Here is a 14,918-nt window from a genome sequence, read left to right as displayed (position 1 = left end):
ATCCGTTTTCGTCTTCTGGACTGCTAGCGCGTTTCGCGACAGGCGAAAACAGAAAACCCCGGCCGCAAACGGCCGGGGTTTTGGTCCAGGGAATCTGTCTTCGGGCTATTTCCTGGCGAGGAGATCGCGAATTTCAGTGAGCAGCGCAACATCGGCCGGCGGAGCGGCCGCAGGCGCAGCTGGCTTCTCACGCTCCAGACGCTTGCGCAGATTGTTCACGGCCTTGACCATCAGGAAGATGATGAAAGCGAGGATAATGAAATTCAGCGCGGCGGTGATGAAACTGCCATAGGCGAAGACTGCGCCCTGCTTCTTGGCATCCGCCAGCGATGTGGCGTTGACGGCTGAGGACAAGGGCAGGAAATAATTGTTGAAGTCGAGTCCGCCGAAAATCGCCCCGATTATCGGCATGATGATGTCATTGACCAGTGAATCGACGATCTTGCTGAAGGCAGCGCCGATAATGACGGCGACGGCCAGGTCCATGACGTTACCCCGGGAAATGAATTCCTGGAATTCTTTCAGCATTCGACCCTCCTTGTTCTGACGGGCCAGGCCGCCGCCCTCGCCCGATCGTTGGCTTCACTGGCACAATAGCAAAAGCCTGCAGTTGCAGCATGGACAAAAGACCGTTTCCGCCGGCCAAGATTCCGAAGCCGCAGCCATCTGCGCCGAAAGCCGCGATGGACTTGATCGCCAAGCTGTGATTGCGTCTCAGCAGGCCGGATGCAAAACCGGCAAGGGAGGATTGTCAGGCCGTGCAGGGCTGGTTCGTCGTCATCATTGCGATTGCCTATGTGACGTTGCTGTTCGCCATCGCCAGCCTCGGCGACCGGCGCTCAACGACATCCGGGTCTGACCGGGCCCGGCCCTTCATCTATGCGCTCAGCCTGGCGATCTACTGCACCTCCTGGACGTTCTTCGGTTCGGTCGGCCTTTCCTCCGAGCGCGGCCTTGAATTCCTCGGCATCTATATCGGCCCGGTGCTGGTGTTCGTGTTCGGCTTTCCGCTGCTTCGGCGCATCGTCAGGCTGGCCAAGACAGAGAAGATCACCTCGATCGCCGACTTCCTCGGCGCCCGCTACGGCAAGAGTTTCGCCGTAGCAGCGATTGCCACGCTGATCGCGACGGTCGGCGCGGTGCCTTACATGGCGCTGCAGTTAAAGGCGATTTCCGGCTCGGTCAGCCTGATGGTCGAGCATTATACCGGCTCGCCGCCTTCGTTCGATCCGTTCGTCAGCGACATCTCACTGGTCGTCGCCATGCTGCTCGCGCTGTTTGCGGTGCTGTTCGGCACGCGCCACGCCGACGCCACCGAGCACCAGGACGGGCTGGTGCTGGCCGTCGCGGTGGAAACGGTCGTCAAGCTCGCGGCCTTCCTAGCGATCGGCCTGATGGTGACGTTCCTGATCTTCGGCGGCCCGGGCGATATGGTCGACAAGCTCGCCGAGAATTCGCAAGTTCAGCAAGCGATGAGCTACAGCACCTCGCTCGCAACCTGGCTGGTGCTGACGTGTTTGAGCGGTTTCGCCATCATCATGCTGCCGCGCCAGTTCTATGTCACCATCGTCGAGAACCGCAGCGAGGCCGAACTGCGCACCGCGACATGGGTGTTTCCGCTCTATCTGGTGGCGATCAACCTTTTCGTGCTGCCGATCGCGCTCGCCGGCCTGGCGCTGGTCGGCACCAGGACCAGCAGCGACCTCTATGTCCTGTCGCTGCCGCTGCTCAGCGGTCACGATGTGTTGGCCATGGCCGCCTTCATCGGCGGCCTGTCAGCGGCCACCGCGATGGTGATCGTCGAAAGCGTCGCGCTGTCGATCATGATCTCCAACGATCTCGTCATTCCACTGTTCGTGCGTCGCCTGCTCAAGACCACGACATCGGAGAACGAGGACTGGTCAGCGCTCATCCTCAACGTGCGACGGGCGGCGATCTTCATCATGCTGTTCGTCGCCTTCCTCTACTATCGCGAGAGCACCAACAGCGCGCGGCTCTCCTCGATCGGCCTGATGTCGTTCGCCGCGATCGCGCAGTTCGCGCCGGCCTTGATCGGCGGGCTGATCTGGCGCGGCGCCAACGGTAGGGGGGCGGCGCTCGGCATGGTCGCCGGCATCGTCGTCTGGAGCTATACGCTGCTGCTTCCTTCGCTCGCCGCGTCCGATACCGGCATCGTCGTCCACGGCCTGTTCGGTTTCGAAGCGTTGCGGCCGCAAGCGCTGTTCGGCACCGTCGCCGAGCCGCTGAACCACGGTGTCCTGTGGAGCCTGTCGGTCAACACGCTGTTCTTCGTGCTAGGCTCGCTGTCGCGCGCGTCGGTGCCGCTGGAGCGCATCCAGGCGTCGATTTTCGTGCCGCGCGAGGCGAGCCCGATGCCGAGCCTGCGCCGCTTCCGCACCACCGTCACCGTCAACGACCTCAAGGACACCATCGCGCGCTATCTCGGCGTCGAACGCACTGAACGGTCGTTTCAGTCGTTCGAAAAGAGCAACGGCGCTTCGCTGCACGGCAACGAGCAGGCCAGCATGGACGTCATCCGTTTCTCCGAGCAGCTTCTGGCAAGTGCCGTCGGCTCCTCTTCGGCGCGGCTCATCCTGTCGCTGCTGCTGCGCCGCAATGATCGAGAGGCGAAGGACGCCTTTCGCCTGCTCGACGACGCCACCGAAGCGTTGCAGCACAACCGCGACCTGCTGCAGATCGCGCTCGACCAGATGGAACAGGGCATCACCGTCTTCGACAGGGATTTCCGGCTGATCTGCTGGAACCGCCAATATCGGGCGCTGTTCGACCTGCCCGACGAGATGGGCCAGGTCGGCGTCTCGCTCGACCGCATCCTGCGCCACCTTGCCGAGCGCGGCGACATTCCGGCCGACCAACGGGTGGCGATGCTCAACCGCCTCACCAGCTTCGTCAGCCCCTGGCAGATGGAGCTGAAGACCAGCGGCCGCATCCTGGAATTGCGCTCCAACCCGATGCCGGATGGCGGCATCGTTGCCACCTATGCCGACATTTCCGGGCGCGTTGAGCAGGACCTGGCGCTGAAGCGCGCCAATGAAACGCTCGAACAGCGCGTCAAGAACCGCACCGTCGAACTGACCCGCGTCAACGAGGAGCTGGCACAGGCGCAGATGCTGGCGGAGGAGGCCAATCTCGGCAAGACCCGCTTCCTCGCTGCCGCCGGCCATGACATCCTGCAACCGCTGAACGCTGCTCGTCTCTATTGCTCGTCGCTGATCGAAAAGGCCGGCAAGGGACCTGCGGGCAAGGCCGCGATCAACATCGAATCCTCGCTGGAATCGGTCGAGACCATTCTCGGCGCAGTCCTCGACATTTCCCGTCTCGACGCCGGCGCGATGAAACCGGACGACACGGCCTTCAGCCTGGACGGACTGCTGCGCCAGATCGGCAACGACTTTCAGCCGCTTGCCGCCGAGAAGAAACTCAGCCTGACGATCATGCCATCGTCGCTCAGCGTGACGACTGACCGCAATCTGTTGCGCCGCCTGATCCAGAACCTCGTATCCAATGCCATCAAATACACCCGCCATGGCCGCATCCTGGTCGGCGTGCGGCGGCGCGGCGAACTGGCCGAGATACAGGTGATCGACACCGGCATCGGCATTGCCGCCGACAAGCTGAACACGGTCTTTCACGAATTCACCCGGCTCGATGAGGGCGCCCGCGAAGCCGAAGGCCTGGGGCTCGGCCTTTCGATCGTCGACCGCATCGCTCGCGTCTTGCGCCTCGAACTCCAGATATTTTCAAGCCCGAGCAAGGGCACACGCTTTTCCGTCGTCCTGCCGGTCGCGGCAGTGCAGGAGCCGCGGCGCGAGATCGAGGCCAAGGCGCCGGTCCGCACGGCTGCTTCGCTTGCCGGGCTCCGCGTGCTCTGCATCGACAACGACGCCCGCATCCTCGACGGCATGCGGCTGCTGCTCGAAGGCTGGGGCTGCAGCGTCGACACGTTTGCCGGCTCGAGGGATCTCGAGGGGTCCGGCATGCGTCGGCCCGACATCGTGCTTGCCGACTATCATCTCGACGGCGAGACCGGCCTTGACGCCATCGCCAAACTGCGCGCTATCCATGGCCATGACATGCCGGCGGTGCTGGTCACCGCCGACCGCTCGAGCGAGGTGCGCGCCAGCGCCGGCAGGCTCGACGTGCCGGTGATCAACAAGCCGCTCAAACCAGCGGTGCTGCGCTCGATGATGGCGAGGGTCAGGCCGCTGGCGTCGGCGGCCGAGTAAAGCCGGAGGGTCAGCCGGCCGCCGCCAGCGGGTCGCTGCCGATCTTGGACAGCAGGATCACCGCCTGGGTGCGGCTGTCGACGCCAAGCTTCTGCAGAATGGCCGAGACATGCGCCTTGATCGTCGCTTCGGAGACACCGAGCTCGTAGGCGATCTGCTTGTTGAGCAGACCTTCCGCCAGCATGCCGAGCACGCGCGTCTGCTGCGGCGTCAGCGTCTGCAGCCGCTTGATCAGATCGGATATCTCGGGATCGCGCTCGACGCCGAGATCGATGCCGGTGGGCGCAGCGATGTCGCCGGCAAGCACCGACTGCACAGCGCTGCGGATCTCCTCCATGCTGGCCGATTTGGAGATGAAACCCGAAGCGCCAAGGTCGAGCGCGCGCCGGATGGTCACCGGGTCGTCATGTGCCGACACCACTACCAGCGGCACCGTCGGATGGATGCCGCGCAGCGAGATCAGACCGGAAAGGCCGCTAGCGCCTGGCATGGACAGGTCGAGCAGCACCAGATCGACGTCCTCATTGGCCACGACCAGCGCCTTGGCGCTTTCGAAATCGCCGGCCTCGTGAATGCCGGCGACGTCGCCGATGCCGGCAAGCGCCTCTCTCAGCGCACCGCGAAAAAGCGGATGATCGTCAGCGATGACGAAAGTATAGCCTGACGGCACATGGCCCTCCCCGAATCCCATTGATGATTGTCTGCTTCTTGCGGGATCAGTCGAACGATTATGCGGCGATATCAGCCGTTTTCAAGCGGCAAGCCGGTGCGCCGGGCCTTCCCCGGTGAACGGTGCTCAGGTTTTTTGCGAATTGGGCTTGGCGCCATCCTCGCCGCTGTCCTTTTCCATGTCCTTGACGATGCCCATGAAGCCGCGCAGGAAGCGCTCCATGTAGCTCATCGTCTTGTTGAAATCCTCCTCGCTGGGCAATGTCGACTCAAAGCGGGCGGCAAGCGAGTTCTCGAGCTTGACGACGCGCTGGTCGAGCGCCTTCACCGAATTTTGCAGCCGGTCGATCTCGTCCTGGAAGGCGGCGCGTTCATCGGCCGCCATCTTGCAGACGAGCTGGCCGGAACGCTCCTCGCAGATCGACATCGCACCGGTCTGCGTGTCCATGCGGACATAGCCGGTAGCCGACTTTTCCAACCGGTAGCGGTCGGCTTCCTCGGAAAAGGCCGATGCCGCGACGAGCGAGACGAGGGCTGCAGGGATCAAGACGTGCTGCGGACGCATATTGTTTGTCCTCCATAGGCCAGTAAGCGCAATCTTATCGCATGTTTGCGCCGGAAATGGGGAAGAACCCTAGCCTTTACCTTGACGCAGGTTCCTGTCGGAAAACCGTGTGACACTTTTCCGGAACCTGCTTGCCTCTTCCCCGTACGATTGGTTCGGACTATAGCGCAACCATGTCTCAGCTTATCTACAAGATAGTGCCTGAACCGCTGTGGCGCGAGGCCAAAAGAAATCGCCGCTTCACCGGCGCGCCGATCGATGTCGCCGACGGCTTCATTCATTTTTCCACCGCCGGCCAGGCCAAGGAAACCGCGGCAAAACACTTTGCCGGCCAGACCGGGCTGCTGCTGGTCGCCGTCGATGGCGCCAGACTGGGTGATGCGCTGAAATACGAGGTCTCGCGCGGTGGTGCGCTGTTCCCGCATCTTTACGGCCCGCTCGACCTCAACGCCGTCGTCTGGGTGCAACCATTGCCGCTCGGCACCGATGGCCGGCACCAATTCCCGACGCTGGAGGCCGAATGAGCGTGCTCGACCGGCTCGGCCAGAGGTTCCTGTTCGCATTCGATCCGGAAGCCGCCCACGGCCTGTCGATCGCGGCTCTGAAATGCGGGCTGCCGATAGGCGGGAGACCCGTGCGCGACGACAGGCTGAAAGTCAGCGTCTGCGACATCGATTTCCCCAATCCGCTCGGCATGGCCGCCGGCTACGACAAGAACGCCGAGGTTCCCGATGCGCTGCTTGGCCTTGGCTTCGGCTTTGCCGAGGTCGGCACGATCACGCCGCTGCCGCAGGCCGGCAACCCGAAGCCGCGCATTTTCCGGCTGACATCCGACGAAGCGGTGATCAACCGGCTGGGCTTCAACAACGGGGGTCACGCGGCCGCCGAACAACGGCTTGCCGCCCGCAAGGGTCGCGCCGGCATCGTCGGCGTCAATGTCGGCGCCAACAAGGACAGCACCGACCGCGTCGGTGACTATGAACGCGGCGTTGCCAGGTTTGCGCCACACGCCAGCTATCTGACGGTCAACATCTCCTCGCCGAACACGCCGGGCCTGCGCAACATGCAGGCGCGTGAACAGCTTGGCGAGCTGCTGTCGCGCGTCATGGCCGCACGTGCGGCAGCGGCCGCGCAGCCGCCCATCTTTCTGAAGATCGCGCCGGACCTGGTCGAGGCCGAGCTGGAGGACATCGCCGCCGAGGTCACCGAGAAAGCAATAGACGGCGTCATCGTCTCCAACACCACCATCGCGCGGCCGCGGCTGCGCAGCGCCGGCCTTGCCGGCGAGACCGGCGGGCTTTCGGGAAAACCGCTATTCGAGCGCTCGACCATCGTGCTGGCAAAGATGCGCAAACTGCTTGGCCCGGACCCGGCCATCATCGGCGTCGGCGGCGTCGATTCCGCCGAGACGGCACTTGAAAAGATCCGCGCCGGCGCCGATCTCGTCCAGCTCTATACCGGCATGATCTATGCCGGGCCGGCACTGCCGGGCCGCATTCTTGCCGGTATGGCCCGGTTCGCGGACATGCAACGGCTCAAATCACTGCGCGAGTTGCGCGATACCTGCCTCGAGCGATGGGCGTCCAAGCCGCTCTAACCCGACGAAGGACCTGCCGTTGGTCGTTCCGACACCTGATCCAGGATCCGCTCCCCCATTGCGCTTGATCCAACAGCCGATGTGGCCCAGTTTCCGGACGCCTCGCACCACTCATCCAACCACGGCCAATCGAAACCCGCCTGGCGCAGCTGCCGCTCATGCCCCTGCAGATCGTTCATCATCCCGACTACGACGCCGGTTTTGCCGTCAACCATCGCTTCCCGATGAGCAAATACAAGCTGCTGATGGAAGCCTTGGGCGCGCGCGGACTGGCCAGCCCCGCCGCGCTCAATGTGCCCGAACCGGCGCCGGCATCATGGCTGGAGCTTGCCCATGCCGCCGGCTATGTCGACCAGGTGCTGGCCTGCGAAGTGCCAGAAAAAATCGAACGCGAGATCGGCTTTCCGGTAGGCCCACGCGTCTCGCTCAGGGCGCAGCTCGCAACGGGTGGCACAGTGCTGGCGGCGCGGCTGGCGTTGCTGAACGGTATCGCCTGCAATACCGCCGGCGGCAGCCATCATGCGCGGCGCGCGCAAGGCGCCGGCTTCTGCACCTTCAACGATGTTGCGGTGGCTTCACTGGTGCTGCTTGCCGAAGCCGTCGCCGGCAATATCCTGATCGTCGATCTCGACGTGCATCAGGGTGACGGCACGGCCGACATTTTGGGCGCTGAACGGCGCGTTTTCACCTTTTCCATGCATGGCGATCGTAACTATCCGACGCGCAAGATCGCTTCCGACCTCGATATCGCTCTGCCCGACGGCATCGGCGATGCGGCCTATCTCGAAAGGCTGGGCGGCATCCTGCCGGAACTCACCGCCAGGGCGCGCTGGGACATTGTTTTCTACAATGCCGGGGTCGACGTTCATGCCGAGGACCGGCTCGGCAGGTTGTCGCTGTCGAACGACGGGCTGCGTGCGCGCGACGACATGGTGATCCGTCATTTCCGCGCGCTCGGCATCCCGGTCTGCGGCGTTATCGGCGGCGGCTATTCGACTGACGTGGCGGCTCTGGCCGCGCGCCACGCCATCCTGTTCGAAACGGCCTCAGGCTTCGCCTGACGGCCTTCGGTTCGGCGTCTGCTCTATTTCCGGTAGTTGGCGATCCTGAGCAGGATGAAGGCTGGAATGACGATCGCCGCACCCAGCAGGATGTAGCCGAGGAAACGGTCAATAGCGCGGAAGCCCAGGTTCCAGAGATCGACGAAGACATTGCGGATGCCGTAGAGCACATCCATCGGCGACCAGCCGAAAGCGTTCATGACAAGGCCGACGAGGAACGACAGCACCAGCAGCTTCAGGAGCACCCGGAGCGGCGTGTCGCCGAGAAAGCGCGTCAGTGCGGGCAAGGCGTGTCTCCAGATTCGGTTGCCCCGATTCGGGCACAGCTCCAAAAATACGCACTTGGCCGCCCGGCATCAAGGCGATCGCTCAGTTGCTGCGGTCGGCGCTTTGCCGAATTGTGCTCTTGACACTTATGTTGCAGTGCAGCAAAATTGGGCGACAGAGGGTAACCAGTTGATATCGAACTGCCAGACTCATCGCCCGGTGATGGACGGACTGCGCTGCCTCACCGTGACTTGCGAACACAGGGCTTCTTGAATGAAGTACAGGCGCGATATCGATGGTCTTCGGGCCGTTGCGGTACTGCCGGTCGTACTCTTCCATTTCGGCATCTCGGCAATTCCAGGCGGCTTTACCGGCGTCGATATCTTCTTCGTCATATCTGGTTACCTGATCACCGGAAGCCTTCTGGACGACCTTGAACGCGGCCAGTTTTCGATCGTCAGCTTCTACTGGCGCCGCGCCCGGCGCATTCTGCCGGCGCTGATCTTTGTCACGCTTCTCACCTGTATTGCGGCCCTGTTCATTCTTCTGCCGTCGGATCTGCATGAATTCAGTCTCAGCGTCATAGCTGCTTCGACTTTCTGGTCGAACATCTATTTCTGGAAAACGTCAAATTACTTCTCGATCGATGCCGAGCTCCGACCGCTGTTGCACACGTGGTCGCTTTCGGTCGAGGAACAGTACTATATCTTTGCCCCGATCCTGATGTTCCTGATCTACCGCTTTTTTGCCAAACGCTGGCTGACGATACTCCTGCCGATCATCCTCGGCAGTTTCGTGCTGGCGGTCATGGCGACGTGGCTGGCGCCAAACGCGGGATTCTACCTGCTGCCGACACGGATCTGGGAGCTCATGCTGGGCGCCGTGCTCATGCTGAAACGCCCCCCGCCCCTGAGCAGCCGGTTTCTTATGGAACTGCTCGGGTTGGCCGGATTTGGCCTTCTCGCCATCGGGTTCTTTGCGATCTCGGAGAGCGATCCGTTCCCGGGCTACAACGCCTTGTATCCCTGCGTCGGAACGGTCCTGCTCATCTATGTTGGCCAAAACAGCCCCTCGACGATCGCCAGCCGCATACTAGAAGTCCGGCCGCTGGTCTGGATCGGCCTCATCTCCTATTCACTGTATCTTGTTCACTGGCCGATCAATGCGTTCGCGCACTATCTCTCACTAGAAGAATTCGACCCGTCGATGACCGTTGCGTTGACGGTAGCAAGCCTCGCGCTGGCTGCGTTTTCCTGGAAGTACGTCGAGCAGCCGTTTCGGCAGAAAAGGAGCTTCACCGCCCCGGCGCCCATCTTCGCCTTTTCAGCGGGCGCAATCGCTGTTCTTTGCCTTGGCGGGGCGGCGGGGGCGCTCGGCAACGGCTTTCCGCAACGCTTTCCAGACTATGTCCAACAGCGGATTCCTGTCGGGGACTGGGGCAATGGCACCTGTTTCAACGAGGGCTTCAGCCGGATCGAAAACTGGAATATCGAGGATTGCACGCGCACACGCGGCTTCCCTACAACCGTTTTGTTGTGGGGTGACTCGTTCGCCGCCCACTATGTTCCAGGCCTGGACGCCAACATAAATCAACTCCGGGCCAATATCGTGGAATACACCTACGCGGGCTGTCCCCCGATTCTCTCCTACTTCTCCTATGGACGCCCGGATTGCATGCGGTTCAATCAGCAAGCCCTGAAGATTATCCAGGACGCTGGCATCAAGACGGTCGTGCTCAGCGGTCGGTGGACCGATTATGAGGCCAGAAGTTTCGACGGTCTCCAGCAAACGATCGATACCGTTCGTGGTCTGGGTGTGCGTGTGTTTGTCATCGGCCAATCCCCGCAGTTCATAACCGATGTTCGGAAAATCGCGTTCTTCGCAAAGCGCGAAAATCTCGATGATACGTCCTGGCCAATGGCCATGGATCCCGACATCAACAACCGTGTGCGCGCATTTACCAAAGGCGCCACCTTCATCGATCCGCTGAATTTTCTCTGTAGCGCCGGACGCTGCTCCTACGCCGACGCAGGCCAGTTCCTCTATTTCGACTACGGCCATTTTTCTACCATCGGGGCCACGCTTGCCATTTCGAAATACTGGCCGGCCTTTGCCGCAGACGATACCCTTGCCACGACGGAGTAACAGTCGGGCGGCTGGCAAGGCACGAGTGCACACGAGTGCACGCATAACGATTGCCCGAAGGCCGGCTTGCGTGGTAACGAGGCTGCTGCGCGGGTATGATGTAATGGTAGCCTGTCAGCTTCCCAAGCTGAACGCGCGGGTTCGATTCCCGCTACCCGCTCCAGCTTGCGCAGTCGGGCCGGCCGGCGCCGCACCTCACAGGACCACATGATGAGGTCCAGGTGAGTGGCCTATATCAGCCGGATAGAACATAACGTGATTCTAATAAGTGGCGGCAACAAAAGATGCCGATCCGCGTTGCGTTTGATCTGAAGGCCAGCCAGGGAGGAACCGAAATGGCCAACGACAAGAGCAATAGAGGTCCTGGCGACGGAAACCGCGTCGCGCGCGACCAAGATTATGAGTTCCGCTATTTCGCTACCAAGTTCGGCCTCTCAATACCGCAGATCCGCGAGCTTTTTGGCAAACACGGCACTGATCGCGAGACCCTGTATCGGGAGGCTCGGAAGCTCGGAAACGCCGTGACCACACAAGAACGGATCTCGAACGACGACCGAACCTTTCACCACCAGGGCCGCCTATGATCGGCAAGAGACATAGCCAAGAAGTCGAACATGAGAGCGACCATTTCTATCTGTGTCTGACAGGCGGCCAAATCGTAGATGCTCGGGACCTGCGGCATGTCAATTGGCACGAGCCGCTGGAACTTGATGCCTGATCTGCTCAAAAGGCACCGCGATGTTCGGCAAAGACCTCCTGGTTCACATGCTCGACCGCCGCGACACCCTGCCGCCAGACGAGATCGCGCTCATTGAGGCTCTTCCGGTTCGGCCGGTAACGTTCGGACCCGATGAGGAGATCGTCAGGGAGGGATCCCGCCCCACCGAAAGCTGCCTTGTCGCGAATGGGTTCGCAGTTCGAAACCAGGCTATTCGGGAAGGAAAGCGTCAAATAACGGCAATTCACGTGCCGGGAGACTTTGTCGATCTGCATAGTTTACTGCTAAAAGTGATGGACCACAGCGTGAGCGCGCTGGGTTCGTGCGATGTAGTTTTCATTCGACACAAAGACCTGCTTACAGCAATGGGTGGAAGTCCACATCTCACCCGGATGCTCTGGCTTTCGACGACTATCGACGCCTCGATCCAAAGGACTTGGATAACCTGCCTCGGGCGTCGCTCCGCCAAACAACATCTCGCACATATAATTTGCGAGTTGTATGTCCGATTAGAGATAGTCGGATTGGCCTCTGACCAGAAGTTCGCTATTCCACTGACGCAAGCGGCAATGGGGGACGTGCTTGGTCTATCTGTAGTTCACGTGAATCGGACACTGCAGGAGCTTCGAGCGAAGGACCTGGTTATCTGGAAAGACCGGAGGATTGTTATCCTTGATTTCCAGCGATTGGCCTTGCTGGCCGACTTTGATACGACTTACCTAAATCTCTTCCATGAGCCACGGTGACCGCCCTCGGCCAAGACGCCTCGGCATCAAGATTTCTCGTCAAATAAACAATGTGAATGAGCCCTCGCTCCGGATCGATTACGGCTTGGTTCAATTGGCACAGTTGACGTCAAGAAGGATTGCACATGCGTGAGCTCGAAAATCTCATCGAACAGTATGTAAATAGTCGGAGGCGGCGCCATAGTTTCATATCGACGGGGCTCGCCGTTAAGGCGCTCAAACAGATCGTACCGGCATGTTCGGTCTCAGATTCCGACCTGGCGAACATGATTGCCAATCGTGCAATAGACTACAACCTTCCGGTGAGCTTTGACCTTAATGAGAGCTAGGCGTGGCGCGTCATTATGCAGTCCGACCATGAGCCTTCCGAGGCCTACGAAACGGTCAAGGAAGAGGCCGAGCGGCAAGGCTCGGGTGGAGATGCAGGCACCCTAGCAGGCAAGGTCGGCAAAGTTGTGGAATCGACCGCAAACAGAACTGAGGAAGCCATTCGCGATCGTTTGCTGGGGTCGTCGGACGGGTCTTCAGCCACCTCGTAGCTCGCCACCGGCCTGAAGGCCAGGTCCATAGGACGTCATCCGGCATCGTCTCCGGCGCGCGCCCGGGCCTTGCGAGGGCAGGTGGCGGGCCAGTCCGCTTTGCTACGGGGCAAGCTCGTCGACGGCGCGGGCGGGCTCGTCCTTGAACTCGACCTTCGTGCCCGGCTGCACGATGGAGCCGAGATCTTCGACATCCCAATTGGTCAATCGGATGCAGCCATGCGAGAAGGTCGTGCCGATCTTGCCAGGTTCGGGCGAGCCGTGGATGCCGTAGCTTTCGATGGAGAGATCGATCCACACCGATCCCACGGGATTGTTCGGCCCGGCAGCGATGGTGAAGGGACGCTTGGTCTTGACTCCCTTGAAGGCAAAATCCGGATCGTAGTGATAGGTCGGATTGCGCACCACGCGCTTGACCTCCGCCGTGCCGCTTGGCGCCGGGTTTTCATCGCTGCCGATCGAGGCGGGGTAGACTGCGAGCCATTTGCCGGAAGGGTCGAGCACGCGCACCAGGCGAGCGTCCTTGTCGACCTCGATGCGGGCTACGCCCGCGGGAGGATCGCCGCGGCCAACATCAGGCACGATCAAGGTCTTGCCGGGCCTCCTGAAGCCGACGCCCGGATTGAGCATCCTGAGCAACTTTTCGCTGACATGGAAGCGCTCCGCCAGCTTCTCCACCGCGTTGGCGATAGGCGAGCCACCGCGGGCGGGCCATCCTCTCCATGCGAGCCGGAATCCGCCTGGTGAAAGGTCCGCGCACGTCCTTGCGCGTCACCTCATAGGTGACCAGAACCGGGTCGGCGGAGGTCGCCGTGAGCTTGCTCCAGGTCTCCGCAGTGAGCTTGCCATCGGATCGGAGTCCGTTCGCCTGCTGAAAGGCGCCGACTGCCTTGGCGAAGTTCTCTGAGAGGCGACCGTCGATCAGCCCCGGCGAGAAGCGGGCGCGATCCAATAGAATCTGCGCCTTGAGCAGCGTCGGATCGACATCCTTCGGTTCGCCGGCGGTGAATTGGGCCTGATTGACGGTCGCTAAGTCCAGCTTGGCCGAACGCGCCCCGCCGCATGCGAAGGCAAGCATCACGGCGAAGACGAGGAGAAGCCTGATCATCGATAGCCTTCCTGGGCCCTGCAACAGGAGCCCGCTTCTATGACGCGGCACAGCCCGGTGTGGTTCCTTCGCTCGAGCGATATTCTGATTGAAGCGACATGGCCGAAGAGCCGTAGCTGCGATAGCCAGGCAATGGATTGCTTGATTAAACGCTGTCAGCCGACCTCTCTCAAAATGAAGTCGTGCAGCATCTTGGCCGCCGGCGACAGCACGCGATTTTTTACGGTGATCAGGCTGTAAGGTCTGACCTCGATGTCGAATTCGGTCTGGACGACGTCGATGGCGCCGGCCAGCCCCTCGGGGTTCTGGATGAATTTCGCCACCTGGATCGACACCGGCGCGATGGCGTCCGACTGCGCGACCATGACCAGGGTGAGCAGCAGCGAGCTGGTGTTGAGGATGCGGTCCGGCAGCGCGATGTTGCGGTTCAAGAAATTGCTCTCCATCGCCTGGCGCAGCGGCGAGCCGCCCGACTGGAAAACCCAGTCATAGGCGGCGGTCTCCTCCAGCCGCACCGCCTTGCCCTTAGCCAGCGGGTGGCCGCGGCGCACGATGAGGCAGGCTTTTTCGACGCCGATGACGCGGGCCTCGAACAGCCGCGGATTGAGGTCCTCGGGGATGCGCGCGATGATGAAATCGTGACGTGTGGCGATCAGTTCGCGCGCCAGCACATTGGAGGTCTCGACCTGCATGGTGATCTCGATACGAGGATAGATCCGCCGGATCTCGCGGATCGCCGGCACGGCGAGCTCGATTGCAGGGGCCGTCACCGCGCCCAGGAACACCGAGCCGCCCTTGCCCGCCTTGAGCTCGGATATCTCGCGGTCGACTTCACGCATCTCGAGCAGGATCGAACGCGCGCGCCTCGCCAACGCCTTGCCATAGGGCGTCAGCGTGATGCCACGCGGCAGCCTCTCGCACAGCTTGACGTCGAGCACCGCCTCCATCTCGGCGATCATGCGCGAGGCGGCGGGCTGGGAGATGTTCATGACCTGGGCTGCCGCGCTGACCCGGCCATGGTCGTCGAGGGCTGCGATCATGCGCATGTGGCGCAGACTGAGGCCGCTGCGCAGCAAGGTCTCACTCCTGCCGGGACGTTCCCCATAACCCTCTGAAAGTCCGCCAGAATCCCGTAGCGCCGCCATGATGTCCGTTTGCCCCTCGCTGGTGGCCGGCCGGCAATCCCGGCCAGGTACTTTGGCCACTTTCAGTATACCAGTTTGGGTATAGCAACTACCAAAGATCGCATTTGACAG

General features: G+C 61.6%; 14 protein-coding genes and 1 tRNA gene. 8 read left to right on the top strand and 7 right to left on the bottom strand.

Going from position 1 to position 14,918, the window contains the following annotated elements; all coding sequences use genetic code 11:
- Positions 1 to 105: 105 nt before the first annotated feature.
- Positions 106 to 528, bottom strand: coding sequence for a large conductance mechanosensitive channel protein MscL (gene mscL, locus AC0L15_RS12385; RefSeq protein WP_287364425.1), 423 nt, complete (start codon positions 526 to 528; stop codon positions 106 to 108).
- A gap of 230 nt (positions 529 to 758) precedes the next feature.
- Here mscL and AC0L15_RS12380 point away from each other — a divergent pair, with 230 nt between their 5' ends.
- Positions 759 to 4,247, top strand: coding sequence for a hybrid sensor histidine kinase/response regulator (locus AC0L15_RS12380; protein ID WP_287248565.1), 3,489 nt, complete (start codon positions 759 to 761; stop codon positions 4,245 to 4,247).
- A 10-nt stretch (positions 4,248 to 4,257) separates the two neighbouring features.
- Here AC0L15_RS12380 and AC0L15_RS12375 read toward each other — a convergent pair whose 3' ends face one another.
- Positions 4,258 to 4,917 carry a response regulator transcription factor gene (locus AC0L15_RS12375; RefSeq protein WP_023803301.1) on the bottom strand — a complete coding sequence of 220 codons (660 nt, stop codon included), beginning with the start codon at positions 4,915 to 4,917 and terminating at the stop codon, positions 4,258 to 4,260.
- Positions 4,918 to 5,043: 126 nt separating this feature from the next.
- Complete coding sequence (locus tag AC0L15_RS12370) at positions 5,044 to 5,481, bottom strand: hypothetical protein (protein WP_128169125.1); 438 nt, start codon at positions 5,479 to 5,481, stop codon at positions 5,044 to 5,046.
- 173 nt (positions 5,482 to 5,654) lie between these two features.
- Between AC0L15_RS12370 and AC0L15_RS12365 the strand changes: the two genes are divergently transcribed.
- From AC0L15_RS12365 to AC0L15_RS12355, 3 genes are all read left to right on the top strand, one after another.
- A complete protein-coding gene (locus AC0L15_RS12365) occupies positions 5,655 to 6,005 on the top strand; it encodes a DUF952 domain-containing protein (protein WP_287248563.1) in 351 nt (116 codons plus the stop codon).
- A complete protein-coding gene (locus tag AC0L15_RS12360) occupies positions 6,002 to 7,078 on the top strand; it encodes a quinone-dependent dihydroorotate dehydrogenase (RefSeq protein WP_287248560.1) in 1,077 nt (358 codons plus the stop codon). The genes AC0L15_RS12365 and AC0L15_RS12360 overlap by 4 nt, the downstream gene beginning before the upstream one ends.
- Positions 7,079 to 7,236: 158 nt before the next feature.
- Complete coding sequence (locus tag AC0L15_RS12355) at positions 7,237 to 8,139, top strand: histone deacetylase family protein (RefSeq protein WP_287248558.1); 903 nt, start codon at positions 7,237 to 7,239, stop codon at positions 8,137 to 8,139.
- A gap of 23 nt (positions 8,140 to 8,162) precedes the next feature.
- Here AC0L15_RS12355 and AC0L15_RS12350 read toward each other — a convergent pair whose 3' ends face one another.
- Complete coding sequence (locus AC0L15_RS12350) at positions 8,163 to 8,426, bottom strand: DUF6460 domain-containing protein (RefSeq protein ID WP_287248557.1); 264 nt, start codon at positions 8,424 to 8,426, stop codon at positions 8,163 to 8,165.
- A 253-nt stretch (positions 8,427 to 8,679) separates the two neighbouring features.
- On the opposite strand from AC0L15_RS12350, the gene AC0L15_RS12345 reads away from it, so the two are divergent.
- From AC0L15_RS12345 to AC0L15_RS12330, 4 genes are all read left to right on the top strand, one after another.
- On the top strand, positions 8,680 to 10,551 hold the full coding sequence (locus AC0L15_RS12345) for an acyltransferase family protein (protein ID WP_287248555.1): 1,872 nt from the start codon (positions 8,680 to 8,682) through the stop codon (positions 10,549 to 10,551).
- Between the two features lie 89 nt (positions 10,552 to 10,640).
- Positions 10,641 to 10,714, top strand: a tRNA-Gly gene (locus AC0L15_RS12340).
- 172 nt (positions 10,715 to 10,886) lie between these two features.
- Complete coding sequence (locus tag AC0L15_RS12335) at positions 10,887 to 11,135, top strand: DUF3606 domain-containing protein (RefSeq protein ID WP_353813106.1); 249 nt, start codon at positions 10,887 to 10,889, stop codon at positions 11,133 to 11,135.
- A 154-nt stretch (positions 11,136 to 11,289) separates the two neighbouring features.
- A complete protein-coding gene (locus tag AC0L15_RS12330; protein WP_353806223.1) occupies positions 11,290 to 12,015 on the top strand; it encodes a Crp/Fnr family transcriptional regulator in 726 nt (241 codons plus the stop codon).
- 641 nt (positions 12,016 to 12,656) lie between these two features.
- Here the strand turns inward: AC0L15_RS12330 and AC0L15_RS12325 are convergent.
- The 3 genes from AC0L15_RS12325 to AC0L15_RS12315 all read right to left on the bottom strand — a co-directional run bounded on the left by AC0L15_RS12325 (position 12,657) and on the right by AC0L15_RS12315 (position 14,807).
- On the bottom strand, positions 12,657 to 13,136 hold the full coding sequence (locus AC0L15_RS12325; RefSeq protein WP_287248552.1) for a L,D-transpeptidase: 480 nt from the start codon (positions 13,134 to 13,136) through the stop codon (positions 12,657 to 12,659).
- Positions 13,129 to 13,632 carry a peptidoglycan-binding domain-containing protein gene (locus AC0L15_RS12320; protein WP_473496393.1) on the bottom strand — a complete coding sequence of 168 codons (504 nt, stop codon included), beginning with the start codon at positions 13,630 to 13,632 and terminating at the stop codon, positions 13,129 to 13,131. The genes AC0L15_RS12325 and AC0L15_RS12320 overlap by 8 nt, the downstream gene beginning before the upstream one ends.
- Before the next feature lie 185 nt (positions 13,633 to 13,817).
- Positions 13,818 to 14,807, bottom strand: coding sequence for a LysR family transcriptional regulator (locus AC0L15_RS12315; protein ID WP_287121758.1), 990 nt, complete (start codon positions 14,805 to 14,807; stop codon positions 13,818 to 13,820).
- Positions 14,808 to 14,918: the final 111 nt, after the last annotated feature.

Source organism: Mesorhizobium sp. WSM4846, assembly GCF_055811415.1.
The sequence above is the reverse complement of the archived record's forward strand: the minus strand, read 5'-3'. Positions and strand labels throughout refer to the sequence as shown.

Coding starts and splice junctions, on each gene's coding strand:
- mscL (WP_287364425.1), bottom strand. CDS start 528: ATGCTGAAAGAATTCCAGGAATTCATTTCCCGGGGTAACGTCATGGAC.
- AC0L15_RS12370 (WP_128169125.1), bottom strand. CDS start 5,481: ATGCGTCCGCAGCACGTCTTGATCCCTGCAGCCCTCGTCTCGCTCGTC.
- AC0L15_RS12365 (WP_287248563.1), top strand. CDS start 5,655: ATGTCTCAGCTTATCTACAAGATAGTGCCTGAACCGCTGTGGCGCGAG.
- AC0L15_RS12360 (WP_287248560.1), top strand. CDS start 6,002: ATGAGCGTGCTCGACCGGCTCGGCCAGAGGTTCCTGTTCGCATTCGAT.
- AC0L15_RS12355 (WP_287248558.1), top strand. CDS start 7,237: ATGCCCCTGCAGATCGTTCATCATCCCGACTACGACGCCGGTTTTGCC.
- AC0L15_RS12345 (WP_287248555.1), top strand. CDS start 8,680: ATGAAGTACAGGCGCGATATCGATGGTCTTCGGGCCGTTGCGGTACTG.
- AC0L15_RS12335 (WP_353813106.1), top strand. CDS start 10,887: ATGGCCAACGACAAGAGCAATAGAGGTCCTGGCGACGGAAACCGCGTC.
- AC0L15_RS12330 (WP_353806223.1), top strand. CDS start 11,290: ATGTTCGGCAAAGACCTCCTGGTTCACATGCTCGACCGCCGCGACACC.
- AC0L15_RS12320 (WP_473496393.1), bottom strand. CDS start 13,632: ATGCTTGCCTTCGCATGCGGCGGGGCGCGTTCGGCCAAGCTGGACTTA.
- AC0L15_RS12315 (WP_287121758.1), bottom strand. CDS start 14,807: ATGGCGGCGCTACGGGATTCTGGCGGACTTTCAGAGGGTTATGGGGAA.